This window comes from Paenibacillus sp. FSL H8-0260 (assembly GCF_045040625.1).
Classification (GTDB): domain Bacteria; phylum Bacillota; class Bacilli; order Paenibacillales; family Paenibacillaceae; genus Paenibacillus_AQ; species Paenibacillus_AQ odorifer.
On record NZ_CP150298.1, the window covers coordinates 418,284 to 442,332 of the forward strand.

The following is a 24,049-nucleotide window of genomic DNA, read 5'->3' on the forward strand; positions in this document are numbered from 1 at the left end:
CAAATATAAGAAAAGAGGTATGTAATCATGGCAATTAATTTATCCAAAGGTCAAAAGATCGATTTAACAAAAGGCAACCCAGGTCTATCCAAAATCACTGTAGGTCTTGGCTGGGACACTAATAAATACGACGGCGGAAAAGATTTCGATTTGGACGTATCCGTCTTTTTGACCAATGCTAGTGGTAAAGTTGATAAAGAAACCAACTTCATTTTCTTCAATAACAAGCAAAATGAGAATGCTTCTGTTGTTCATACCGGAGATAACCGTACAGGTGAAGGCGATGGTGATGATGAGCAGGTTCAAGTGGATCTTCAGAACATCCCTGCTGATGTGGACAAAGTAGCTTTTACTATCACAATTTATGATGCTGAAGCAAGAAGCCAAAACTTTGGACAAGTCTCCCGTTCCTACGTACGTATCGTAAACGATCTGAACAATGAAGAATTGATTCGTTTCGACCTCGGTGAGGATTTCTCTATTGAAACTGGTGTTGTTGTAGGCGAATTGTATCGTAACGGTGCAGAATGGAAGTTCAATGCTATCGGCAGTGGCTACAAAGACGGCTTGAGCGGTTTGACTCGCGACTACGGCCTGCAATAAATTTCGTTCTGCATGCTAAAGTTGAATTGAATTCATAAATGAAAGAAGGTTTTGTCAGTGACGATCAGTCTCTCTAAAGGGCAACGGATTGATCTTACCAAGACTAATCCGGGTTTGACGAAGGTAGTGGTAGGATTGGGCTGGGATACTAATAAGTATAGCGGCGGCCAAGATTTTGACCTTGATGCTTCAGCCTTTCTACTGCATGAAGATGGCAAGGCCAAGGGCTCTGATGATTTTGTATTCTACAATAATCCATCGGGTGGAAATGGCTCCCTGACTCATACAGGTGATAACCGTACGGGTGAGGGTGATGGAGATGACGAGCAGATTGTTGTTGATTTCAGCAAAATCCCTGCTCATATTCAGCGCATCGGAATAACGGTAACGATCTATGATTATGAAACTCGGGCACAAAACTTTGGACAGGTTTCCAATGCTTTTGTACGTGTAGTAGATGCTTCTAATGATCGTGAAGTGCTTCGCTTCGATTTAGGTGAAGACTTTTCAACTGAAACAGCTGTTGTATTCTGTGAGTTCTACCGCAATGGTGCGGATTGGAAGTTCCAGGCGATTGGAAGTGGCTTTGCCGGCGGTCTAAGCGCTTTATGCAGAAACTATGGACTGGACGCGCAATAACATCCAAGTGGGCGGGGTCATTACCGATCCTGCCCTTTTTATAAATATTTAGAGCAGTACAGACTCCACTTTGTGGGGTTCTTTTTTACAAAATTATTAGTTGGTTTACTCCATTTATAAAGGTGGCGTAAGAATGAGTGTTAACGTAGTCAAAGGGCAAAAAGCTGATCTGACCAAAGGCAATGCTGGACTTCATTCTATAATCGTAGAGATCGGCTGGAATGCTCAGGCTGCTCTGGAGATTGATAGCTCTGCTTTCCTGCTTGGATCAGAGGGTAAAGTAAGTAAAGACGAGGATTTAATATTTTATAATAATCCAGCCACATCGTATATTAGGTATAAGGATGTGCCAGGATTCAATGACCGCAAGCAATTCGAAGTTCAATTGGATAAGATTCCTTCCGATGTGATGAAGATTGCCTTTACGCTTACCATTTATGATGGGGAGAAAAGGGGTCAAAGTTTTGGGCAAGTTAGTCAGGCCTATTTTCGGATTCTCAATCAAGTGACAGGTGCGGAACTGCTCCGATGTGATCTCGAGAATCTTTTCTCCGTGGAAACGGCCATTGTGGTAGGGGAATTATATAGATATAACAGTGAATGGAAGTTCAGTGCCATTGCAGCGGGGTTTGCCGGAGGTTTGAAAGAGATATGCAGTAACTTCGGTATTGAAGCGAATGAGGAGCCTGCTCCTGCTGCTCCACAGCCGGAGGTTAAGCCGCAGATTCCACCACAAATCTTCGCAACGCCGCCTGCGCAGCCAGTGAAACGTGAAGAAAGCTCTCCACCCACACCTCCGCCTTCGCCAATGAATCTCAACTTGAAGAAAATCGAGCTGAAGAAAAAAGGCGATTCCATTAATTTAAAAAAATCAGCCAGTGGTGATCTAGGGGAAGTGTTGATTAATCTCAACTGGAACCAGAAACAGGGCGGACTCTTTAGTCGTAAAAATGGCGTAGATCTAGATCTTGCTTGTCTGTATGAACTGAAGAATGGCAGTAAAGGAGTGGTACAAGCGTTGGGCAATGCCTTTGGCTCATTGAATCAACCTCCTTATGTCATGCTTGATGGGGATGATCGGACAGGCTCCGTAACTACTGGTGAGAATTTGCGTATAAATGGTATCAAAATTTCCGAGATTGAACGCATTCTAGTGTTTTCCTTTATTTATAAAGGGGTAACCAACTGGTCGGAGGCCGATGGGGTTGTCACCATCAAACAAGGCGGAGGACCTGATATCATTGTAAATTTGGACGAGCATAACAACCGAAAAGGGATGTGTGCCATTGCGTTATTCCGGAATGTAAGCAATGAAACATTTAGTGTTGAACGGCTGGTGCAATATTACAGTGGTCATCGTGAGATGGATGAAGCCTATGGCTGGGGGCTGCGCTGGGTTGCGGGCAGCAAATAATCGATTTTACCGGAGGCGCAAAGTGTAATGGATTGGTTCGCAGATTTTTTTAGAAATATTAGTGAGAATTACGGGCATTTTTTCTCATGGAGTGATGTAGTAGGTACACTCTCTGATCCTGTGAGCTGGGGGATTATCGGGAGCTTAATTCTACTAGAAGGTTTGCTCTCTGCAGATAATGCGCTTGTGCTTGCCGTTATGGTTAAGCATCTACCTAAGGAGCAGCAGAAAAAGGCGCTTTTCTACGGTATCTTAGGGGCTTATTTGTTCAGATTCCTGGCCATTGGACTAGGGACATTTCTTATTAAGTTTACTTTGGTTAAGGTTCTTGGTGCACTGTATCTCTTTTATATCGCATATAAAGGTTTATTTAAAGGTAGTGGCGAAGAGCATACGGAGAATAAAGGCACTTCTTTTTGGAAGACGGTTCTCCTTGTTGAATTAATGGATATTGCTTTCAGTATTGACAGTGTTATTGCAGCATTTGGACTTAGCGATCAGGTTTGGGTTCTCTTTATGGGTGGTATCTTAGGGGTTCTGATGATGCGCGGAGTGGCGCAGGTATTCTTGAAGCTTATTGATAAATTCCCTGAATTGGAACAGGCAGCGTTCCTGCTTATCGCCATTATTGCGGGTAAGATGCTAGCGGGTGCTTTTGGTTTTGAATTGCCGCATGTCGTATTCTTTACAATCCTTATAGCGGTATTCGTGGGTACGATCCTCTATAGTGCTAGACGTAAGAAAAAAGATGCCCATAAAAGTGCATGATTAAAAAAGTAATTGCACCATAGAGAAGTCGGAGCCGATCATGCAAGAATAGAAACGCCTGCTTCTTTCAGGTAATCGTATATGTTATAGCGTAGGCCTTCACTTATATTTGAGAGAGCCAAGATGCCATCCCCAAGGGAGAGTATTGCCGGTTCTGACACTCTCTATGAGGAGAGGTCTACGCTTGTTTTGCTTGGCTTCGCAAAACTATAAGGGGGAACCGATTTGAGATACTTCGATTACCTGACGAAAGAACAAGAAATCTCTTTGTTTTACACTCCGCCTATCTCATTTGATCATACCACGAACAAGGAACTGTTAGCCTACGCTGTCGGCGCTGCCCTCTATATGCCGGCTACCCGTGCAAGTGTTGCAGAAGACATCATTAAGCTCAAGAATGCAGGTCTAGTGACGGTTATTATAGATCTGGAGGACGCAATCGGAGATGACCAGGTTGACAATGCAGAGGAATCTATTATCCAGCATCTTATTTACCTAGCTGCTTACGCAGAAAATGAGCTGGATTCATCGAACAGCCTCCCGCTTCTTTTTATACGAGTACGTAACCCGGACCAACTCCGGCAAATGATTTTCCGCTTGGGATCCTTGGTAACGATGTTAACAGGGTTTGTATTTCCTAAGTTCTCTGTGGACAATGGAATTCAATATTTTGAAACGTTAGCTGAGTACAACAATACGCGTGGTTATAATGATCCTGTGCTTTACGGGATGCCAATCTTGGAAACTGCACCTATTATTTATCGGGAAAGTCGAGTGGACAGTCTGCTATCTATCCGTGATTTACTCCGTAATTACCGTGAGCTTGTCCTAAACGTCAGAATTGGGGCAACGGATTTCTCCAGCCTGTTCGGACTGCGTCGCAGTCCTGATGTTAGTATTTATGATCTTACTCCTATCCGTGACTGTATCTCGGACATTATCAATGTGTTTGGGCGGGTTGAAGAGGGATATGTGATCTCAGGACCTGTCTGGGAGTATTTTGCGAATAAAGGTCATCGAGTTCTCCGGCCGCAGCTGCGGCAGACGCCATTTGAGGATACTTACGGCAAAAACGGCCGTGATATGCGGAATAGCTATATCTCGAGCAGTGTGGACGGGCTAATTCGTGAGGTTATTTTGGATAAAGAGAATGGAATTGTGGGTAAGACGATTATCCATCCTTCTCATCTCAGACCTGTTCAGGCGATGTATACAGTGATGCATGAGGAATACGTCGACGCTTTAAGCATTGTAGAAAGTAATGATGGCAGTCTGGGCGTGTTTAAGAGTCAATATTTTAATAAAATGAACGAAATTAAGCCCCATCTGAATTGGGCAAGACGAATTTTACTACGATCTCAAATATACGGGGTGTTACATGAACAACAGCATTTTGTCGGATTATTACCCGAAAACGAATTTACGCACGTATAACATAGTCGAGAACCTGCAAGTGAATGTAACCGAAACCTTTAACCCCTTTCATATGCCTCTGGATTCTTTATTTTCTATGGCGGCGCGAATTAATAAAAAACGAACTTTTCTGTTTGTCAGTAAGGTGCTTGGCAAGCATATCCCCGTCGATCCGTATACTTCACTTCTAAGCGGAGCAGCGTTGGCGCTGCTGTTATATCAGGAGATGAACGGCGATTCCGTGGATAGTGATCGTATGACAAAGTTATTGGATATGGCGGTTCATGGGCTGATTCATCCTGAATTTGCTAAGGAAGCCTATCAGCATTTACTAGCGGCCCGGCTGGTTTTGCCCAAGCCTGTGGTTTTTATTGGATTCGCAGAAACGGCAACTGCACTGGGTCACAGTGTGTACAACATCTTTGCTGAGCAGGCATCCTATATTCATACTACGCGTGAGCATATTCCTGATTTGGAGTCTGTTGTAAGTTTTGTAGAAGAGCATTCCCATGCAGTTGATCATCTATGTTATGCCTTGGATACCGAACTCTTATCTGGGACAGAGCCCATTATATTGGTAGATGACGAGATTACGACCGGGAAAACCGCGATCAATACGATTCGAGATATTCAGTCAAAATTCCCGCGGGAGGAATATGTGGTAGTCTCTCTTCTGGATTGGAGAAGCGGCAGCAATCTTCAACACTATAGTGAGCTTGAGCAGGAGCTGGGGATTCGCATTAAGTCGTTATGTCTGCTGCAAGGGAATATTGAAGTGATAGGTTCACCGGTGTTTAATAAGGATACTGAGCAGCTGGATAGAGAGGCCATTTTTGAGTGTGAGGTTGTAACTACTTATGCTCAAGATGGAATGGAACGACTGGAGGTATCCTCTATCGATTCCTATGGTGAGATCAACACAGCGCCGTATATGAAATATAGTGGACGGTTCGGAATGGAGTCACAGGATAATCTGGAGCTTGATCAGGGTGTGAAACGAATAGCTGAGCAGCTGCGGCAATTGCGTAGAGGACCGAAAGCCTTGGTAATGGGTGTAGGAGAATTTATGTATCTTCCGATGAGAGTGGCGGCGGAAATGGGGGAAGGGATTGCTTACCAGTCTTCCACTAGAAGTCCGATCCACCCTGAGCGTCGGCCGGATTATGGGGTACATAGTGCTGCTGCGTATCCTTCAGCTGGTGACCCGGAAATCACAAACTTTATTTATAATATAGCTCCTGGTCAATACGATGATATATTTGTGCTGATTGAGCGTGATGTACCGCATGAGCGTATGAAACCTATGCTTGATATACTGAAGAAACTGGCCCGCCATAAAGTGCATCTTATTGTACTGACCTCGGAAAGAAGAAGTGGAGGCCCTACCTATGAAGGGAACAGTAACTGAAGAAATTCTAAACAGAAGTATAGCCGAACCGGTTCCGCTAGGCAGCTATTCTCCGTCAGATGTTATATTTTTGCTTAAGGATCTGAGCGATGTTTCACTGGAGCGGGCGACTGACGAAAGAGAGGCCGCCATTCAATCAGGCGTACACTACTCTGAGATGCTGCCCGTGGAATATCAGCCTACTGAGCAGTATATTGAGTTATTTCACGAGACGCTGGAGCAATCTGCGGAGAAGGTTGCTCTAGCAGTAGCGGTAGTCTCTGAGATGATTGTCGCTCAACGGGGACTTGATACGGTGTTAGTCTCTTTGGCAAGAGCGGGAACACCAATTGGTGTACTGATTAAGCGTTATATCCAAGAGCGATATGATGCTGATCTGCCGCATTATAGTATCTCTATCATTCGGGGCAAGGGGATTGATGAGAACGCAATCCTCTATATTCTGCAAAAGCATGGGCTTGACGCTGATTTGCAGTTTGTCGACGGATGGACGGGGAAAGGGGCTATTCGCCAGGTATTGATTGAGGCGTGCAACAGCCTATATGAGAAATATGGCATTCGGCTAAATGATGACCTGGCCGTATTGGCTGATCCCGGGAACTGTTCAGGCACGTTCGGGACTAGAGAGGATTATCTTATTCCTAGTGCATGCCTCAATTCTACGGTGTCAGGATTGATGAGCCGGACAGTGCTGCGCGATGATTTAATCGGTCCGGAAGAATTCCATGGGGCTAAATTCTACAAGGAATGGCTCGATACGGATGTATCTAATGTATTCATTGCGGCGATCTGCCCGTATTTCTCCTCCGTTGCGGAAGAAGCGCAAGCGATTGCTGAACAGATGCAGCAATCCCCGCCAGAAATTACATGGCAGGGCCTGCGTGATATTCAGAGTATTCAAGAAGTGTTCGGCATAGATAACATCAATTTGGTCAAGCCCGGAGTCGGAGAAACTACCCGAGTGCTGCTGCGCAGAGTACCGTGGAAGATTCTTGTCGATACTATGGATAATCCAAATCTTCGTCATATTATTCTCTTAGCAGAGGATAGAGGGGTTCCAGTAGAGGTATTCCCTGGACTCACCTACTCCTGTTGCGGGATTATTAAGCCGCTGAGAGGTGAGACGGAATGATCTATGCCAGTGATTTGGACCGAACGTTAATCTATTCCCTAAATGCAATCGGTGTCCCGGAGAATACTCCGGGCCTGGTTCCTGCGGAGGTTGTGGATGGCAAGACGGTTTCATACATTTCCCAAAAAGCATTAGCTGATCTGATGGAGCTTACTTCCCGTATTATCTTTATGCCCGTTACAACACGTACCATAGCGCAGTATAAGCGTATTAATCTGTTTCAAGACACGATTATTCCAGACTACGCGATTACTAGTAATGGCGGGAATATTCTGATTGGTGGCGAAGTAGATAAGAGCTGGAGAGCTTCGGTGGGCAGGCTTGTTCAAAACGAATCGGCTGCGGCAGAAGAAGTTAGAATGCACGTTAGGTCTGTAGTGCACGAGGAATGGATCATTAGTGAGCGGTATTGTGATGATTTATTTTATACTTTTGTAGTAGTGCGTGATTTATTACCTATGGATGAGATCACGAATCTGGCAGAGCGATTATACGATTTGGGCTGGCGGGTATCCTTACAAGGACGCAAGCTATATGTCGTTCCTGCCGCTGTGAATAAAAGTGATGCGATTGTTCATGTGCGCCGGACGGTTCGTTCAGAACCGATGGTAGCATCGGGAGATTCCTTGTTGGATAAGAGTTTACTAGAAAGTGCGGACTATGCGATTGCTCCTTGTCATGGAGAAATATTTGCAGAGCAGCAGAGTGGTCTTGTAAAATCAAGGTATCCCTTTACGAAGCAAGCGGGTGTTTTTGCTGGTGATGAAATTCTACAGTATGTAAACATGATCTATAATAACTTAACCGTATTGGGAGTTGGGCCACTATGAAAAAGGTAAACATTTATTTCAATCGCTGGTTTTCCGTCGCTTACCATTATATGAATCTCATCCGCAATAATGAGGATGGCGTTCCTGTACAAATCTTCGCCACGCATCCTGATATTCACCATATGTCCCTTCAAGGTGCTGATGTTGCTGGGACTGAACCAGCACTGACTGGAATAGAATATGTTCAATTCTGCGTGGATTTCTGTCGCCGCAATGAGATCGATATCTTCATTCCACGGTTACATATGCTGGATATAGCTTTGCATGCTGCTATGTTTGATGCGATTGGCACCAAGGTTCTGGTCTGTAGAGATTTGGACTTATTGGAGACCATCATGGATAAGGGGAAGTTCTACGAAAGTGTTAAGGAAACAGGGATTATGACAATTCCTGATTATCATGTGGTGAGTACAGCAGAGCAGTTCAAAGAGGCTTATCATGATCTTGTAGCCAAAGGACACCACGTATGCTTTAAACCCACGGAGACAGAGGGAGGCCTTGGCTTCCGTATCATTGATAACACACGTAGTCCTTTACAGGAGCTGTTTGGTCATGTAACTCCGCTGATATCCTTCGATGAGGCCTATCGTATTCTGGGAAGTGAACCTACATTCCCTGAACTTATGGTGATGGAATTGCTGGAAGGTTATGAATACAGTATAGATTGCTTGTCAGATGAGAATGGCAGGCTGTTAGCGGCTGTACCCCGTCGTAAAGCTGGCGGTCGTCTGCGGCTGATGGAGCATATTCCGGAGCTGGAGGAGATCGCTTCCCGGGTAGCAGAGGTATATAAAATACCTTTCAATTTCAATATTCAAATGAAGTATAGTGGTGGAATTCCTAAACTGCTGGAGATTAACCCCCGGATGTCTGGAGGTCTTCATATTTCTTGTCTGTCTGGAATTAACTTTCCATACCTGGCTGTCAAAAGTGCACTCGGCGGAGAGGTCCAGCCTGCGGAGTTCGGCGATAATGTGCTTGCCAGCCATGTAGAGCAGCCGCTAATTATGAAAATAAACGGCGAATCCGTAATTCCGGATCCCGTGAATTGAGCGTTCGCAATCTCGCTCACAAGAGGTGAGAAAAATTAAATTTAAATCGAAAATATTGCTGTATGCCGGTATTGGCTATGTTGTCGCTGTATTAACGAGTTCTTTTTTGCCTGAGTTACTCTCCTTGCTGTTGCCTGTAGCGGGTGCAGCGGTAGGGGTTCTTGCAACGAGAAGTCCAAGAACCAACCTTCCGGCTGAGGTGCTGCCAGCAGGTCCAGAGACGGTGCCTGTTGCTCCAGCTCCCTCTGCAAATGCTCCGCAATTACCTAGTGCGGCAAATAATGCTGCACCAGGTAATCCGGGCAATAGTGGTAGAACTGAGGCCGAACCAACGAAGATTGGAACGGAATTTGCTCCAGTAGTTGAGTACCTTAGCATTCTGGAAGATATGATTATCTCCGAGGGGCAGAAGGATACACTGGACAATGAAATTGTCGAGAAATCACTGGCGCTTTTTGCGAGACTTCAACGTGTAATTCCGCTGCTGCAGGAGCTCAATAATGGCGATATTAATCATACGGTCCGCAGATTGATTCTGAAGGATTTAAATGGTGTGATTAACCCATTTTTGCGCCTAAGTGGTGAAGCGAAGACGAAGAATCGGAGAACGCTGCTGAACGGTCTAAGAGATGTTGATTCCAAAATATCGGATATTGCTTCGACGATCGAACATAAAGACCTGATGGAACTTCAGACGAAGGCGGAACTGATTCATCAGCGGTATAGCAGTTCCGAATTATAGGAGGGAAACCCATGTCCACGCAGTTGATCCAATTAAAAAAAGAAGATGAACAAAAGGTAGTCGAAGAAGCCGCACAATTGATCGAGAAGGTATCCCAGACAGATACAGTCACGTTGGATTCTTTAATGGATGATATCGGGAAGCTTGGGGTGAAGACGCAGGAAAAAGCAGGCCAAACGCTCAAGCTGCTGGATCGTCCGGTAAATGACCTGATGTCCGGCAAGCGTGTTGAAGTGCCTAACATGATTATGAAGCTGCGGAATGAGTGTGAAAATCTGCAACAGAGTAAGAATGTTAGCTTTTTCGGCAAAATGCTGCGGAAGAGTCCGATGAAGAACTATGTGTACAAATATCAGTCTGTCCGCACAAATATTGATGCGATTGTTACTGGTCTACGCGACGGCAGAGATACCCTCGAAGAGAGTATTGTAAATATGCGCCAGCTGAAACGTACCTCTATGGAGGAGATCTATAACCTTCAAACCAAAATTGCCTTCGGCAATAAGCTAAAAGAGCTGTTCGAGGTGGAGATTGCGAAGCCTGAGAATGAGTTCCGTAAAGCTTATCTGGAGCGTGGTCTGCGTAAAGTGATGGTTCGTATTCAGTCCATGACAGAGATGATTCTGCTTTACAATCAAGCGATTGCTGCTACAGATATCATCAATGACAATAATGATAAACTGATCGATTCCGTAAATAATGCGATTGATAAAACTTCTAATCTGATTACAGTGTCGGCAATGATTGCGATGTCGCTGGCCGATCAGGAGAATGTTATCAACGCTGTAGAAGCAACAAATAAGACGATTGAAGATCAGTTTAAAGAAAATGCACGCTTGCTGCGTACGACTACAGAAAAAACGACCGAGCTTCTATCCAAACCTTCCATGTCTATGGAAGCCGTGAATCAAGCGATCGGCGATCTGCTTAGCGCATTGGATACTTCGGAACAGTCAAACCGTCGTATTATCGAAAGCTGCCAGGATTATACATCCAAAATGACGACGATCAATACCCAACTGGGCAATCGTCTAGGACTCAATGAAGCGGACAAGCCTGAGGCGCTGAAACAAGGTGAAGCAGAGAGCCAACTGAGCAGCTTCTTGAACTAATTATTTTTAAAAAAGTCCGTAAAAATATAGCAGAGCAGTGAGCCTTCATTTCTGGGGGTTCGCTGCTCTGCTTTTTTTGGATATGAAGTAGCTTGCTTCAACTACTGCATAGGCGTAAACGTGATCTAATCAAATGAAGTTTGCTGTAGCCAAACATAAAGCCCTATCCACATACATAAGTTGTCACAAGACTACATGTGGAGGAAGTGGGGATAGGCTATGGTTTTAGGCTGTTTGATACTCGTGCTTATCATCGTCGCCAGCAGTGAAAAAGCAGAAGCCATTGCTAAAATGAATGAAGACAATTAGCAAGAGGTAGCTTCGCTTCCCCGTAAGTATTCAGGGATTTTTTGCCGCGAGTTGGTTCAAGTAATTTCCAGCGGGTTATTGGGTATAATAACGCAAGGCTGTCGATTAGCCCATAATCAGCTGGAAATACCAAAATCCCTAAGGAGGTCACATGGAGAACGAGGCACTGCTTCAGGTTGAACAATTAGCACTTAAGAAACAGAAGATATTCCGGCAAAGCGTAATGCGCTATATTGCCAGAGCCATGCTGGCCAGTATGTTTATCGGATTCGGTGTAATTGTAGCATTTAAGACAGGCAACTATTTCTTTATGGAGCAATCCCCCTTTGCATATCCAATGGCTGCGATTACTTTCGGAGCGGCTATTATTCTAATTTCTTTTGGTGGTGGGGATTTATTCACCGGAGATACTTTTTATTACACATACACGGCACTAAGACGGAAAATGAAATGGTCTGAGGTTGTCCGCATGTGGATCATGAGTTATATCGGTAATATTCTTGGGGCTGCCGTTTTTGCCTTGCTGATTTTTTTGACAGGACTGTTCTATAGCTCAGATGTAAACGGTTTTTTGCTATATGTAGTGGAGCATAAGATGGAAGCCCCGGCAGGTCAGCTTTTCTTTCGGGCTATTCTTTGTAACTGGCTCGTTTGTATGGCTTTTTTTATACCGATGAATATGAAAGGCGATGGGGCCAAAATGTTCGCCATGGTCTTATTCGTATTCTGTTTTTTCATCTCCGGCTATGAACATAGTATTGCCAATATGTGTACCTTTGCGATTGCGCTTGTACTTGATCATCCCGGAACGGTATCGTGGTATGGCGTGGTGCATAACCTTGTCCCCGTTACGATCGGCAATTTAATTGGCGGTGGCGTACTGATGGGGGTAATGTATTATTATGTGAATAAACCTTTTTTGGATGATACTAAGCATTAACTGAAAAATAGAAAATAATAATTCTCCAAAACTTCGCTCTTGTATAGGGGTGGAGTTTTTTTGTGCAGAAAGTTATTTTTTAACATTGGGATTATTTGATTTTTAAGGATTGAAAAGGATTAGAGGGAGAGAGGTAGAATACATAATTATGCAATGCAAAATTGAAGATTCATACAGAATGGGGTAAGGGCTTTGGATGAGACAACAGGGATACTGACGGATGAGACCATTATTAAGGCTTCCAATCAGCATTGTATAGACCAGGGAATTGATCCTGAGCAACCGCCTGTCTTTGCAAAGGGATATTCTACTGATGAATTGGGGGCACAGCTTAGCGTATATAGTGAAGTGATTGAGGTTATCGAATTTTTTGTCAAAAAATTTCTTTCCTCAGTCAAAGGGAACCCGATCCTAGTTACGATTTCGGATGATGCAGGTTATCTATTGGCGTTCCAAGGAGATGCGACGATTATTGATCTCGTAGGACAGGTAGGCATCAAAGAAGGCGTGCAGATGAATAAAGAGGTGGGTACCAATTCAATCGCTTTAGCCCTTGAATATCAGAGGCCATTCCAGCTGACAGGACGAGACCATTTCCATCATATTTTGCATCATTTAGTATGCTGTACAGCTCCATTTTATAAAGAAAATGGGCAAGAAATTTTAGGTACAATTTCATTTATGGCAGATATAGATGTAGCCCATCCCCATCTGCTGCCTCTGCTCTGTACGATGGCTGACTCGATTGAACGTGAGATTTTGTTGCGGAGAGGGAATTCTCAGCTGCAATTATTAAATCGGATTTTGCTAGAGACCAATTACTTAGGGGTAATCATAACAGATCAATTCGGAACAGTCGTGAATATAAATGAGAACGGTTTAGCTATGCTTCATTTGGGTGGTGAGCATCAAGACTCTGTGGTTGGAACTAGTGTCTTTGAAATTAGGAATGTGGGCGCATACTTTCAACATGTCATCATACATCATGTCGCATGTGCCGGGTTAGAAGTGATTCAGGAGAAAAACGGGTTGTTCGAGCATTATATGTTAGATGTACTACCCGTTTACGATGCGAATGGTTACTTAGCGCGTGTGATTGGAAGTTTGCGCAACATCACGGAGATGAAAAGAACAGAAGAAGTGCTGCGCAATACAGAAAAGCTAGTGGTCGCAGGACAACTGGCTATGAGCATTGCACATGAGATCCGTAATCCCCTGACTACGGTGAAAGGGATGCTTCAACTGGCTAATAAAGATTCACGACTGCTGCATTATGATCTCATTATGTCTGAAGTGGAAAGAATGAATCTTATTGTGAGCGAGTTTCTTATTCTGGGTAAACCGCAGGCTGCGCATTATATGACTGAACAATGTAGCACGATCCTGCTGGAAGTATTGAATATCTTCGCGATTCAGGTGGAAATGAATAATATAGTGTTAAATACAAAGATCCATTATGATGCTGAGATCGAATGTGACCGCAATCAGATTAAGCAGATTTTCCTCAATATCCTAAGAAATTCAATGGAAGCTTTGCCTTTTGGCGGGAGCATTACAGTGACTCTTGATGTGAAGGATGAATTTCAGGTGATTACCTTCACCGATAATGGAGAGGGTATGAACAAGGAAATTCTGGAGAAATTAGGAGAGCCTTTTCACACGACCAGAGGCGATGGGAATGGACTTGGCTTCATGATTGTCAAAAAAATCGTGACTGCCCACAGAGGATATGTGGCAATAGCTAGTGAAGAGGGAGTGGGCACGGCCGTTACAATTTATCTTCCAATGGCACATTCATACCACAAATGAAACAGCAATAATAATTCATAATTAAAAAGACTCTTCCGCCTATATAAGCGAAAGAGTCTTTTTGTATACCCATTTGCATCTAATGGTGAGGAATTACCACTTAGAGCCACCCGATGAATTTCCACCGGATTTGCCGCCGCCACCGCCCCAAGAAGAGCCGCCGGAGGATTTGCCGCCACTGCCGCCACCACCCCAGGAAGAGCCGCCGGAGGAACGTCCCCCACCGAATCCGCCTGAAGAAGGAGGACCGGAGGACATCCGTTTACGGGCTTGCGCACGCCGCTGTTGCTCTCTCATCATGGCTAGCTGGGTAAGCCGTTCTTCCTCTTCTTTTTGGCGAACGATTCGGTTCGCTTCATTCACAAAGGAAGTGATCTGAGCGTCATAAGCGCGGCCAATCGATTCCAGTTCCTCCAGGTTGTAAGGCCGGGATGACAACCGTTGCTCCAACTGGCTATATTCCGGCAGTAAGGATAACTCAAAGCGGATTCTGGAAGATAAGCCTCTGCTGTGCAGCATTCGCTGGGTCGTCTCTACCCGACTTTGTCCTTCGGAGAAGAGACGTTGTACTTTATCCAGTCTTTCATTTAATGCATTTAGACTTTCAGAGACGCCGTCATATTGCCGGCCAGCTTCATCCTGCAAGGACAGCAAGCGCTCCAGCGCATCGTGGGCCTTGTCATATTCGCCCCGTTCATCACTGGTCCAGTTCTCAATTTGCGCCACTTCACCTGCGCCTTCCCGAAGACGTGTGCTCCACTCCGTCAGAATGTTCTCTACGCTAACTATATGCTGTTCTTCGAAATGTACACGTGCTTCTGTAATTCGGGCCTGCAGCTCGTCTCGCCGCTGCTTCAAGTGGCTCCATGTGGTGCGGAATGTCTCTAGATCTCTGCGGTTATTCTGCCGCAGCAGTGCTTGCTGCTCTGTCATAGCAACAGCTTCATCCAGAAGCAGATCTAGACTGGCGCCGATTCTGCGCACCTCATCCATATCTCCTATACGCAGCGGCGCTTCAAGAGTCAACGATTCTACGCGGGCCTGCTCCAGGTGGTCATATGGCTTAACCTTCATATTGTGCAGTGAATTCTGTTCAATGATCCCGGTGATTTTGGCACGTGCCGCAGCTAATACCGTAGGAAATTTGTTTAGCTTATCATCATAGAGATCAACATCCTTCAGATCCTGTTCGATTTTTTCCTGACGTTCCTGTGCATCCTCGGTAACCTCTTGTGCAGCAATGGGATCAAAAAGCTCCAATTGGTCTGCCTTAGCAGTTTCCTCCGCAAGCTCCTTAAGTTCCTCTACAATTTCTTGAAGCTCATATCCGGTTTCTTTAACTGCACCTTGCAGCTGTTCTTCAAGCTCTGGCGTATCCTCTTTCAGCTCTGTAATACGCTGTTTGACATTGCGGTCAGCTTCGCTAATGACAGCTATGTGTTTCTCTTCCTCTTCAAGCGCTGTGCGGAAGGCAGCTTCGGTCTGCTGCAATTGTTTCACGGCTGTCTTGAGGGCAGCCAAACGATAAAATGCTGGCTGAACGCCTTGAACTTCACTTTGTAGTGCGGAGATTTCAACGAGCTTGGCGGACAGCCGCTTGGAAATACCTTCGACTAGCTCTCCCGTCTTCCCTTGAACGATCCCTTGAAAAGGGTTTAGCGATTCCAGTGCCCGATTTGCCTGGACCATTAAATTAGATAACTGTTTCTGTTGCTCGCTAAGCTGCTTGCGTCGACGCAGACCTGTAACCATTACAAAGAGTAGAAGGAGGATTAGAAGGGCTCCGATAAGAATCGCTGCAATCATAAACATGGAGCTGCTGGAGCGGTTTACATCATTCCCGACCCCGGCTGCGCTCCCGCTTCCTGCGGTTCCTCCAGTATTGCCGGCACGATCTCCGATGGAATGGATGGCATTAATCAAAGCCTTTGTCCCGCCAGCGAAGTCCCCTTTTTGGGCATAAGGAATGAAATAGGTGTCGAGCAGTTTTTGGATGGCTGAACTTCCCGAGGACCCTCCCTGATTCTTAGACCAAGTATTTAACGAGCTTTGAAAGCCTGGATTTAAGAAATTTAGCTCAATGGACTGGTCACCAGCGGAGATCAGCAGTAGAAGATCCCGCGTGGACAGTTTCCACGAGTCGTAAACCTTGTCTGCATACTTATCAGCTGGAGTACCGTCTGTGGAATCTACAGTGAGTACATGGATGGTCATGAGTTCTCCAGTGGCGGTAGCAGAAATAGACGCGGCTTCTGCGGAACTGAACATTTCAGCGTTATCGGTAACAAATCCCTGCTGTGCAGGAATTCCAGCGGCGTATGCACCAGGTACCCATAACAGGCTGAGCATTAAGAATAAAGCTATATACTTTTTCAAGCTGACACGCTCCGATCTGAAGGACTTTTTATTCAATGTATTATGCTGATAATTATACTATATCATTAACCATCAGGTGACCTGGAGATACTCCAATTATTATATAGTTATGTCTGCATACCAACAAAAAAAGCCATGCCCCTAAATAAGGGAACATGGCGTATAATCGGAAGCATTATCTTGTCGGCAGACAGAGAATGTATTGCAATCTGGATTTAATTTCTTTTTGCCATTTCAAATCTCCAACTTTAACGGCAAGATTGAGCAGATCCAGATAATCGTCAACCTGTAATGTTGTTCGGGTAGAGGTAACGTTCATGGGTGATCAGTCTCCTTTTAACTTAAATATAGTAAATTGAAATTATTAACGCTTATAATAATGATAATCATTATCATCGTTTGTCGTTATTGCTATTATCCACATTTTCTATGTAAAAAGCAATATAAAAATCAAGACTTCGTAACTTTTATCATTTACAAATAAAAGAGTCCATCGAAAGATGGGGATTTGCGTATAATGTGTGGTTTTAGGAAAGAATTAGCAGGAATCTTACCATATTTTGTCGAATACTTTTTAGAATAATGCTTTAAATTCTAAATTTTAGCAAAAAGGGGAATTGGGCAATGAAGCGGTGCACAATGTTGCTTCTGATTATTTTTCTGCTTTTGCTCGTACCTCCTACAGCCGCTCACGCCGAAAGAGAGGATATAAGGTACCAAGTAGAACTGGAATATCCACCTTATAAATATGTAGAAAACGGGTATTTGACCGGGTTTGATATTAATTTGAGCACGATGATTTTTGAGAAGCAGGATTACCTTATTCACTACAGTACTGGGCAATGGGATGAAGTTTACAGTCGGCTGATTCAAGGAGATATTGAGATAGCAGGTCTTATGGCAATTACGGAGTCGCGTAACCAAGAGGTGTTATTTTCAGATCCAGTTATTAAGAATTATATTTCCATCTATGCAAGGCGAGAGCTTGAGGATGAGATCGATTTAAAGACGTTGGGAAGTTATAAGATTGGGTTAGGGAATGGACAGTATTCTGCAACCGTGCTGAACAGCAAGGTGGGGATTACAAATTACATAGAATATGCAACGACTCCTGAAGCTTTGAAGGCTTTAGAAAAGGGGGAAATCGACCTTCTATTTGAGAATCAGGAAGTGATTGATTATCTGATTGCAGAGCAGAAATTGAAGGGGAGTATTATCAAAAAAATGAGCAATCTCTACCCTAGGGATGTCGCTTTTGCAATAAGTAAATCCTCTCCGGAGCTAGTGACTTATGTTAACGAGAGATTGGATCGCCTGCATCGTTCAGGTGCTTTTGAAGAGCTGTATCAGCACTATTTCTTCGTTCATTCGGATTATTATAAAGTTATGATGCGCAATAGATTTATTGTGGGAGCCATTATTCTGCTCGGCCTTCTGATCATTAGTGCGGTTTTGCTAAAAATGTATATTAATCACTTACGGCGGGCGGTTTATTCGGAACAGCAATTTTTTGAGGATGTAATAGAGCATAGCGGTATGGTGGTTTGGGCTGTGCAGGCGGATAAAAAGGTAGTTCGGTTTAACAATTACGCTGAGCGAATGACGGGCCTATGCGAGAATGAAGTAGTGGGCAAAAACATTGAGGATATAGAGGGGCTGACAGGCAGTACGGCGGCTATTCGGAATCTGCTGGAAAGGGCCGTACAGCTTGACTATGTTGATAATATCGAGCATAAACTTCCGGACAATTCGCCAGCAGCGCGGTATTTTTCATTTCGGACCACCTTGTTGAAAGGATTGGATAAGCAGGCAGCTGATATTTTTGTGCTTGTAGGAGTGGATATCAATGAGCGCAAACAAAATGAGCTAAGGCTTCAGCAAAGTTATGAGGAACTGGAAGCTACTTACGAAGAGCTGTCAGCGACAGAGGTCGAGCTACAGGAGCAATTTGCTAAGCTGCAAGTAGGTGAACGACGGTTCAGTCTCGCGACAGAGGGTTCTGGTGCATACATGTGGGAGCTTGATTGGGAGACAGGACTGTATAATCTATCGGATCGCTGGTACAAGCTCATGGGCTATACGGAGGATGAAATCAATTCTTTCGAAAATGGGGTGCTTAGTATTATTCATCCCGATGACCAGCCATCATCCCAAAAGGCAAGACATGATCATCTGGCAGGTTTAACACCTATCTACGAGACGGAATACCGCATGCGGACAAAAGATAATCAGTTCGTCTGGTTTGAGGTAAGTGGTAAAGCTATCGTTGATCCAAAGAATGAAGTTGTGTTATTTATCGGTTCGCTGATTGATATTAGTAAGCGGAAGCAGGTAGAGCTAAAGCTGAGCAACAGTTATCAGGAGCTTGAGGCAACCTATGAACAGCTTACAGCCACACAGCAGGAGCTTGTAGAGCAATACGATATGCTGGTGGAGAATCAAAAACACATGCATCGTCTAGCTTATGTGGATGAGCTTAGTAATCTACCCAACCGTGTATGTCTACTGGAATCTATGGAGAAATATCTGCAATGTTCAGGAGGCAAGGCGGCGCTGTTGTTCGTAGATACCGATAATTTTAAATACATCAATGATACCTTAGGGCATAAATCCGGTGATGTTCTTATTCAGAAGGCTAGCAAAAGGCTGCAGTCGGTGGTGCGGGAAGGAGATATGCTCTCTCGGCTCGGCGGGGATGAATTCGTGATTTTTATTAAGGATATAGAAAACCACGAGGATGTGCTAGACCTGGCGGAGCGTATCATGAGAGCGTTCAGGCAGTCCTTTTTAATCGGAGAGAGTTATTTGTACGTTTCCGTAAGCATCGGAATTTCCTTTTATCCGGAAGATGGTGAGACCACCGAGCAAATCTTAAAAAATGCGGATGTCGCTATGTACCGGGCAAAAGAGGATGGTAAGGGGACTTATGTGGTATATGACAAATCTATGCATACTGCGTTTAATGAACGGATGAATATAGAGAAACATTTGCGCAGTGCCATGAATAATAATGAGTTTGAGTTATATTATCAACCGCAGGTGGATATCCAGTCTGGATTAATCTCTGGTTTTGAGGCTTTAATTCGCTGGAATAGTCCAACGCTGGGCTTTGTATCTCCACTTTCCTTTATCAAAATCGCCGAGGATTCCAGGCTGATTATTTATATTGGAGAATGGGTGCTTAGGGAATCGTGCATCTTTATGAAGGGCATTCAAGATCGTATGGGCATTCCTTACAAGATATCAGTTAACATTTCCATTATTCAACTATTGCAGGATGATTTCGTCGAGATGGTGCAGGAAAGTCTGGCTGAAAGTGGGCTAAAGCCTAGTTGTCTTGAACTGGAAATCACCGAGTCTATTTTTATGGAATCGTTTGAGAGTATCGTGAATAAGCTTCAATTCCTCAAATCCCAAGGCATTCGTATTGCGCTGGATGATTTCGGAACGGGATACTCATCTCTTAGTTATTTGCAGCAATTGCCGATTTCTACGCTTAAAATGGATAAAACCTTTATCGATTCGCTTTCGGAAAAAGCTTACAGCCAGTCTTTTGTGCAGACCATTATACAGCTGGGCCACAATATGGGGCTGGAGGTCGTTGCGGAGGGAGTGGAAGAGATCAGCCAGCTGGATTTCCTCAGAAAATCGGGCTGCGATAAGGTACAGGGATATCTGGTTAGCAGACCTGTTCCGAAGCAGGAAGTGGTGGAGCTTTTGGAACCGCAGAAGCGTTACGGAATATAGCAGTGGATACACAGCCCTCATCTCAAGGTGGGGGTTTTTGGTATGAAATGCTTCTGAAATTAAGGCTTTGCAAAAGAAAACAAGCTCCGACAGATAAACAGTGTCTGTGGAGCTTGTCACTAGCTGATGACAATTTTGTTCTTCCCGGTGTTTTTAGCTTCGTAAAGTGCATCATCAGCCTGCTGAAAAGTAGAATTTTTGGAGTCTGCACCTGTGTAATCATGCATCCCGATACTGACGGTTATGCTTTTCCCTTCCATTTCGGCAAAAGGGGTATCGGCGACTTTGGCTAGAATCTGTTGCATGATTTCATAGGATTGCTCAAAGGTTTTGGTTGTCAGAATGACAATGAATTCCTCGCCCCCGTACCGCGCGGCGAAATCATCAGGACCGATATACTCTAGCAGGATCGCTGCGACTTTTTGTAATACGACATCTCCAACGGAGTGTCCATAGCAATCATTTACTTTTTTGAAATTATCGATATCCATAACTGCAAGCTGCATGGAGAATGGATTACTCTGCTGATGCTCGATTAGCCAACCCAAATATTCGTGAAAAGTCTTGTGGTTATACAGATCAGTCAGGGGATCTATCTTAGATAGACGATCCATGATTATATTCTGAATGCGTAATTCCTGTTCTGACTTGACGGAGTTCTGCAGGGATTGCATCAAATCACGTCCACGAACGATTACTGCAAAACCTGCCAAAGCAGTGCCTGCAAAAATAAGAGCGATAATGATTGTTTGGGTGATCGGGAAGTACTCGTGAATGGATGTCTTGGTGAATAAAATGATCGTGTACAGTAGAGAAATAGCAGAAGTGGCTATCATATAACTGCTCTTCAGATAGATCATCGAGACTAGTAGCGGGAACAGCATAATTAATGATTTAACATGCAACTCATTGCTGAGATTGACGATAATCAAAACCGCAAATAGATGGCTTGCAACCGTAATGGCGAGTTGGGCCCACAGAGGCCTCCATCTATAGATTACTTCTAGAATAATGATCAAACTCACTATGATGGAATCAGAAATCAACGAGTGCTCAATATAATCGTTCCTGGTTGGGGTTTCCGGACGCTGGCTCCATAAGGATAGAGAAACAATGAACTGAATACTTAAATACACAATCAGGATGATCCAGAATGAATTGAGAAGCACACGATTCCAATAGGTCTGACGAGGAGTTTGAGGTGTGGCGCGCATAATGTGATCCTCTTTTCCAGTGGCAATATGCTTATATATTCGACAATAAGCTCAGGTTTCCTCTTGATGGCTTTCTTGGAAGCGGGAGATCAACAAGCATCTTTATAAGGGGAGATTGCCTGGCCCGGGGAATGATTGATCGAAAAGGAATACTATGGAAAGTATTTCCTTTAATTAACTCTGCTGATATAATGTTAGAATACATAACATCAATCGAGTGGAGTGGAAGTAAAGATGCAGATCCGTCGAAACCAGATTTTCGTAGTCGTCCTGTTGCTTCTTGTCAGTGTGTACAGCTTATTGATTGATATGCTCTGGATGCATAAGCTGGTGATTATTCTGCTTATGGGTTCTCTAGGATGGTTCTCGCTGAATACATCCCGCTACGGTTATCGCAAAGAAACGCTGCTGAAGGATTCACAGAACAAAGTGGAGCTTCTTGGCAATGAGATTGTAGTTACCTCGGATCGGCTGCATGGTGCGCTTGAAGAAATCAGCCGCCATACAGAGCAGCTGCAGCAGACGGCAGATTATTCACACGCGTATGAAACGGATTTAAGGATTCGCAGCAACGAAGCTAAAGCCAATATTGAAGGGGCTTATCAGACGATGGGCGGTGTAGCCTCAGTTACAGCACATATCGAAGAATTGACGGAAAAACTAGGCTCGAATATGCAATATGCTCGGCAAGGAATGACAGCAATGGTAGATTCCCTGAGCATTGCAGATGTGGTGATGAAGGATCTGCAAACACAGAGTGGGGACATGTTAGCTAAGTTTACTACCCTGAGTAATCATATTGCGATGGTAGAGGAGATCAATACATTGATTAACTCCATTGTGAATGAGACCTCGTTGCTCGCGCTGAATGCTTCTATTGAAGCGGCCCGGGCCGGTGAACAGGGCCGCGGATTTGCAGTAGTGGCCAGCCGGATTCGGCAGCTGGCTGATCAAAGCAAGAGCTCGGTAGACCGCTCCTCAGGCATCTTGCTTGACATTAATAATGGAGTACAGCAGGTGCTGGAATCCGTTACGAAAGAGCAAGTCTCAGTGGAGCGTGGGGTGAACGAGGTCGGCACGGTTAAGCTTCGACTCGATGATATCGCGTCGAGAGTAGATGAAGTAGGCAGCGCCGTGACGGAAACAATCGATGCTGCCGCGAAGCAGGGCAAGCTGATTGTAGAAGTGACAACGGAGCTGAGCGGTGCGGTGGCTATCGTGAATGAGACGATTGCCAATGTAGACCTTACGCTGGAGCAGGTGACACGGCAGCGGGATCAAATTGGGCAGCTGAACGAAGTCAGCGCCAATCTGTTAGCGGAGTCGCAATCCTTGCAGCAATCGGTTACTAGCATTGCGGGCAGAGCGGAAATTGAGATGAGCCAATATGCAGCCCGGCTTCAGGAAATGCAGAGTCTCTTGGAGACGATTTCCGCCAAGGAAGAACTTTACGCTCCAGATACTGAAGTTCATCAAGGTGTTTTGAAAGTTTACATTAAGAAAATTCCAGATGTACAAGCCATTTGGTCCAATCGGACGGATGGAACCTTTATCTACTCCGAGCCAGCGGCTGGCCTGTTGAATGCTAAGCGGCGTGATTGGTGGAATGGGGCCATGAATGAGGGTGAATATGTCTCTAAACCTTATGTATCCGCGATTACGAAACGTTCTTGTATTACATTATCTAGAGCAATCCGGAATCGTCAGGGAGATGTAGTAGGCGTGGTTGGTATTGATTTAGCGGTGTGATAAAGCAACAGCAGCAAGCCCTTCTGTAGCAGAGGCTTGCTGTCTTTTTTATTCCGATGCTAACACAACTTAGCTTTAGGTAGCGCTGACCTGCAATTGCTTCCACGTTGCCTGCCAGTTTTTTTGTGCCATTCGTTTTTCATAAATAGGTAGTAAGTTCGGATTATTGTTGAAATGAGGGGTAGCCCGTAACACTACATTAATAACATCTGCAATCCCATGCGGAGCGGTTAGGATAACCTTACCGTATTCATCTAAGGAAAGCCCAAGCGCTGTAGCTGTTTCCGGAAACTTGGAGATGGCATCTACAGATGACGTATAGGGCGCAAGGTTGTTAATGGTATGCATTCTTGCTTCATTCTTAACGGACCATGGCACATGGGGATTTAAATTTCTTAGTTTTGCCTCCCAATGCTTTTCCACTTCCTCATGAAGATTGCTGCCGTCATAATAAATAACATCAATATCTGGCAAAGGGGTCCGCTCTTCAAAGCCATGTAAGGTATCCCAGATTTTTGAACGTACAAACCCAGCACAAACCCACCAGTCAGGTAACTGTAGCAATCTGGCATTTTCTAAAATATCCATCATCCAGGGGTCATTATGTACAAGCTGAATGATATCTGCCTCGTGTTCTATCTTGTGCAAACTGCCACCTCCGAATATTCATGCTTCCAATCTGTTAATATCATACAACAAGAGTTTCAATAGAGGTATAAAGGGACAGGCTGAATGGACAGAGGCATGAACTATCTTTATAATGAATCGACATCGAGACCTTTGGAGGCGGTG

At 44.5% G+C, this 24,049-nt stretch carries 19 protein-coding genes; 15 read left to right on the top strand and 4 right to left on the bottom strand.

Features of this window, described 5'->3' with window-relative positions:
* Positions 1–27 precede the first annotated feature (27 nt).
* From MHI51_RS01875 to MHI51_RS01935, 13 genes are all read left to right on the top strand, one after another.
* The gene (locus MHI51_RS01875) at positions 28–603 is read left to right on the top strand and encodes a TerD family protein (protein ID WP_076134803.1); all 576 of its coding nucleotides are present in this window, start codon (positions 28–30) and stop codon (positions 601–603) included.
* Between the two features lie 57 nt (positions 604–660).
* Positions 661–1,242, top strand: a complete 582-nt coding sequence (locus MHI51_RS01880) for a TerD family protein (RefSeq protein ID WP_076275963.1) — start codon at positions 661–663, stop codon at positions 1,240–1,242.
* A 133-nt stretch (positions 1,243–1,375) separates the two neighbouring features.
* Entirely contained in the window at positions 1,376–2,656 is a 1,281-nt protein-coding gene (locus tag MHI51_RS01885; protein WP_405173525.1) for a TerD family protein, read from the top strand.
* A 27-nt stretch (positions 2,657–2,683) separates the two neighbouring features.
* Positions 2,684–3,424: a TerC family protein gene (locus MHI51_RS01890; RefSeq protein WP_036687425.1), complete on the top strand. Its 741-nt coding sequence runs from the start codon at positions 2,684–2,686 to the stop codon at positions 3,422–3,424.
* Between the two features lie 225 nt (positions 3,425–3,649).
* Positions 3,650–4,858 carry an HpcH/HpaI aldolase/citrate lyase family protein gene (locus tag MHI51_RS01895; RefSeq protein ID WP_232061116.1) on the top strand — a complete coding sequence of 403 codons (1,209 nt, stop codon included), beginning with the start codon at positions 3,650–3,652 and terminating at the stop codon, positions 4,856–4,858.
* Positions 4,803–6,245: a phosphoribosyltransferase family protein gene (locus MHI51_RS01900; RefSeq protein ID WP_081386325.1), complete on the top strand. Its 1,443-nt coding sequence runs from the start codon at positions 4,803–4,805 to the stop codon at positions 6,243–6,245. Before MHI51_RS01895 ends, MHI51_RS01900 begins: the two co-directional genes overlap by 56 nt.
* A complete protein-coding gene (locus MHI51_RS01905) occupies positions 6,226–7,377 on the top strand; it encodes a cysteine protease StiP family protein (RefSeq protein ID WP_076101184.1) in 1,152 nt (383 codons plus the stop codon). The genes MHI51_RS01900 and MHI51_RS01905 overlap by 20 nt, the downstream gene beginning before the upstream one ends.
* The gene (locus tag MHI51_RS01910; protein WP_036687429.1) at positions 7,374–8,207 is read left to right on the top strand and encodes an HAD family hydrolase; all 834 of its coding nucleotides are present in this window, start codon (positions 7,374–7,376) and stop codon (positions 8,205–8,207) included. Before MHI51_RS01905 ends, MHI51_RS01910 begins: the two co-directional genes overlap by 4 nt.
* Positions 8,204–9,259: an ATP-grasp domain-containing protein gene (locus MHI51_RS01915; RefSeq protein WP_076185601.1), complete on the top strand. Its 1,056-nt coding sequence runs from the start codon at positions 8,204–8,206 to the stop codon at positions 9,257–9,259. Before MHI51_RS01910 ends, MHI51_RS01915 begins: the two co-directional genes overlap by 4 nt.
* Positions 9,260–9,293: 34 nt before the next feature.
* Positions 9,294–10,001 (top strand): hypothetical protein, encoded by a 708-nt coding sequence (locus tag MHI51_RS01920; RefSeq protein WP_405174033.1) that lies wholly within the window; start codon positions 9,294–9,296, stop codon positions 9,999–10,001.
* Between the two features lie 11 nt (positions 10,002–10,012).
* Complete coding sequence (locus MHI51_RS01925; protein ID WP_036687432.1) at positions 10,013–11,113, top strand: toxic anion resistance protein; 1,101 nt, start codon at positions 10,013–10,015, stop codon at positions 11,111–11,113.
* A gap of 460 nt (positions 11,114–11,573) precedes the next feature.
* On the top strand, positions 11,574–12,362 hold the full coding sequence (locus MHI51_RS01930; protein WP_076124688.1) for a formate/nitrite transporter family protein: 789 nt from the start codon (positions 11,574–11,576) through the stop codon (positions 12,360–12,362).
* Between the two features lie 192 nt (positions 12,363–12,554).
* Positions 12,555–14,171 carry an ATP-binding protein gene (locus MHI51_RS01935; protein WP_405173526.1) on the top strand — a complete coding sequence of 539 codons (1,617 nt, stop codon included), beginning with the start codon at positions 12,555–12,557 and terminating at the stop codon, positions 14,169–14,171.
* Positions 14,172–14,264: 93 nt separating this feature from the next.
* Here MHI51_RS01935 and MHI51_RS01940 read toward each other — a convergent pair whose 3' ends face one another.
* Positions 14,265–16,547, bottom strand: a complete 2,283-nt coding sequence (locus MHI51_RS01940; protein ID WP_405173527.1) for a TPM domain-containing protein — start codon at positions 16,545–16,547, stop codon at positions 14,265–14,267.
* Positions 16,548–16,722: 175 nt separating this feature from the next.
* Positions 16,723–16,866 carry a hypothetical protein gene (locus MHI51_RS01945; RefSeq protein WP_167348483.1) on the bottom strand — a complete coding sequence of 48 codons (144 nt, stop codon included), beginning with the start codon at positions 16,864–16,866 and terminating at the stop codon, positions 16,723–16,725.
* A gap of 305 nt (positions 16,867–17,171) precedes the next feature.
* Between MHI51_RS01945 and MHI51_RS01950 the strand changes: the two genes are divergently transcribed.
* Positions 17,172–20,294, top strand: a complete 3,123-nt coding sequence (locus MHI51_RS01950; RefSeq protein ID WP_405173528.1) for an EAL domain-containing protein — start codon at positions 17,172–17,174, stop codon at positions 20,292–20,294.
* Between the two features lie 119 nt (positions 20,295–20,413).
* Here the strand turns inward: MHI51_RS01950 and MHI51_RS01955 are convergent, their stop codons facing one another.
* Positions 20,414–21,508: a GGDEF domain-containing protein gene (locus MHI51_RS01955; protein ID WP_076275968.1), complete on the bottom strand. Its 1,095-nt coding sequence runs from the start codon at positions 21,506–21,508 to the stop codon at positions 20,414–20,416.
* 234 nt (positions 21,509–21,742) lie between these two features.
* Between MHI51_RS01955 and MHI51_RS01960 the strand changes: the two genes are divergently transcribed.
* Positions 21,743–23,257: a methyl-accepting chemotaxis protein gene (locus MHI51_RS01960; protein ID WP_076220144.1), complete on the top strand. Its 1,515-nt coding sequence runs from the start codon at positions 21,743–21,745 to the stop codon at positions 23,255–23,257.
* Between the two features lie 75 nt (positions 23,258–23,332).
* Here the strand turns inward: MHI51_RS01960 and MHI51_RS01965 are convergent, their stop codons facing one another.
* Positions 23,333–23,848, bottom strand: coding sequence for a nucleotidyltransferase family protein (locus tag MHI51_RS01965; RefSeq protein ID WP_076220146.1), 516 nt, complete (start codon positions 23,846–23,848; stop codon positions 23,333–23,335).
* Positions 23,849–24,049 lie beyond the last annotated feature (201 nt).

Excerpts from the sequence above, each read along its gene's own strand:
- MHI51_RS01875 (WP_076134803.1), top strand. The coding sequence starts at position 28 with ATGGCAATTAATTTATCCAAAGGTCAAAAGATCGATTTAACAAAAGGC.
- MHI51_RS01885 (WP_405173525.1), top strand. The coding sequence starts at position 1,376 with ATGAGTGTTAACGTAGTCAAAGGGCAAAAAGCTGATCTGACCAAAGGC.
- MHI51_RS01890 (WP_036687425.1), top strand. The coding sequence starts at position 2,684 with ATGGATTGGTTCGCAGATTTTTTTAGAAATATTAGTGAGAATTACGGG.
- MHI51_RS01900 (WP_081386325.1), top strand. The coding sequence starts at position 4,803 with ATGAACAACAGCATTTTGTCGGATTATTACCCGAAAACGAATTTACGC.
- MHI51_RS01905 (WP_076101184.1), top strand. The coding sequence starts at position 6,226 with ATGAAGGGAACAGTAACTGAAGAAATTCTAAACAGAAGTATAGCCGAA.
- MHI51_RS01910 (WP_036687429.1), top strand. The coding sequence starts at position 7,374 with ATGATCTATGCCAGTGATTTGGACCGAACGTTAATCTATTCCCTAAAT.
- MHI51_RS01915 (WP_076185601.1), top strand. The coding sequence starts at position 8,204 with ATGAAAAAGGTAAACATTTATTTCAATCGCTGGTTTTCCGTCGCTTAC.
- MHI51_RS01925 (WP_036687432.1), top strand. The coding sequence starts at position 10,013 with ATGTCCACGCAGTTGATCCAATTAAAAAAAGAAGATGAACAAAAGGTA.
- MHI51_RS01930 (WP_076124688.1), top strand. The coding sequence starts at position 11,574 with ATGGAGAACGAGGCACTGCTTCAGGTTGAACAATTAGCACTTAAGAAA.
- MHI51_RS01945 (WP_167348483.1), bottom strand. The coding sequence starts at position 16,866 with ATGAACGTTACCTCTACCCGAACAACATTACAGGTTGACGATTATCTG.
- MHI51_RS01950 (WP_405173528.1), top strand. The coding sequence starts at position 17,172 with ATGAAGCGGTGCACAATGTTGCTTCTGATTATTTTTCTGCTTTTGCTC.
- MHI51_RS01955 (WP_076275968.1), bottom strand. The coding sequence starts at position 21,508 with ATGCGCGCCACACCTCAAACTCCTCGTCAGACCTATTGGAATCGTGTG.
- MHI51_RS01960 (WP_076220144.1), top strand. The coding sequence starts at position 21,743 with ATGCAGATCCGTCGAAACCAGATTTTCGTAGTCGTCCTGTTGCTTCTT.
- MHI51_RS01965 (WP_076220146.1), bottom strand. The coding sequence starts at position 23,848 with ATGATGGATATTTTAGAAAATGCCAGATTGCTACAGTTACCTGACTGG.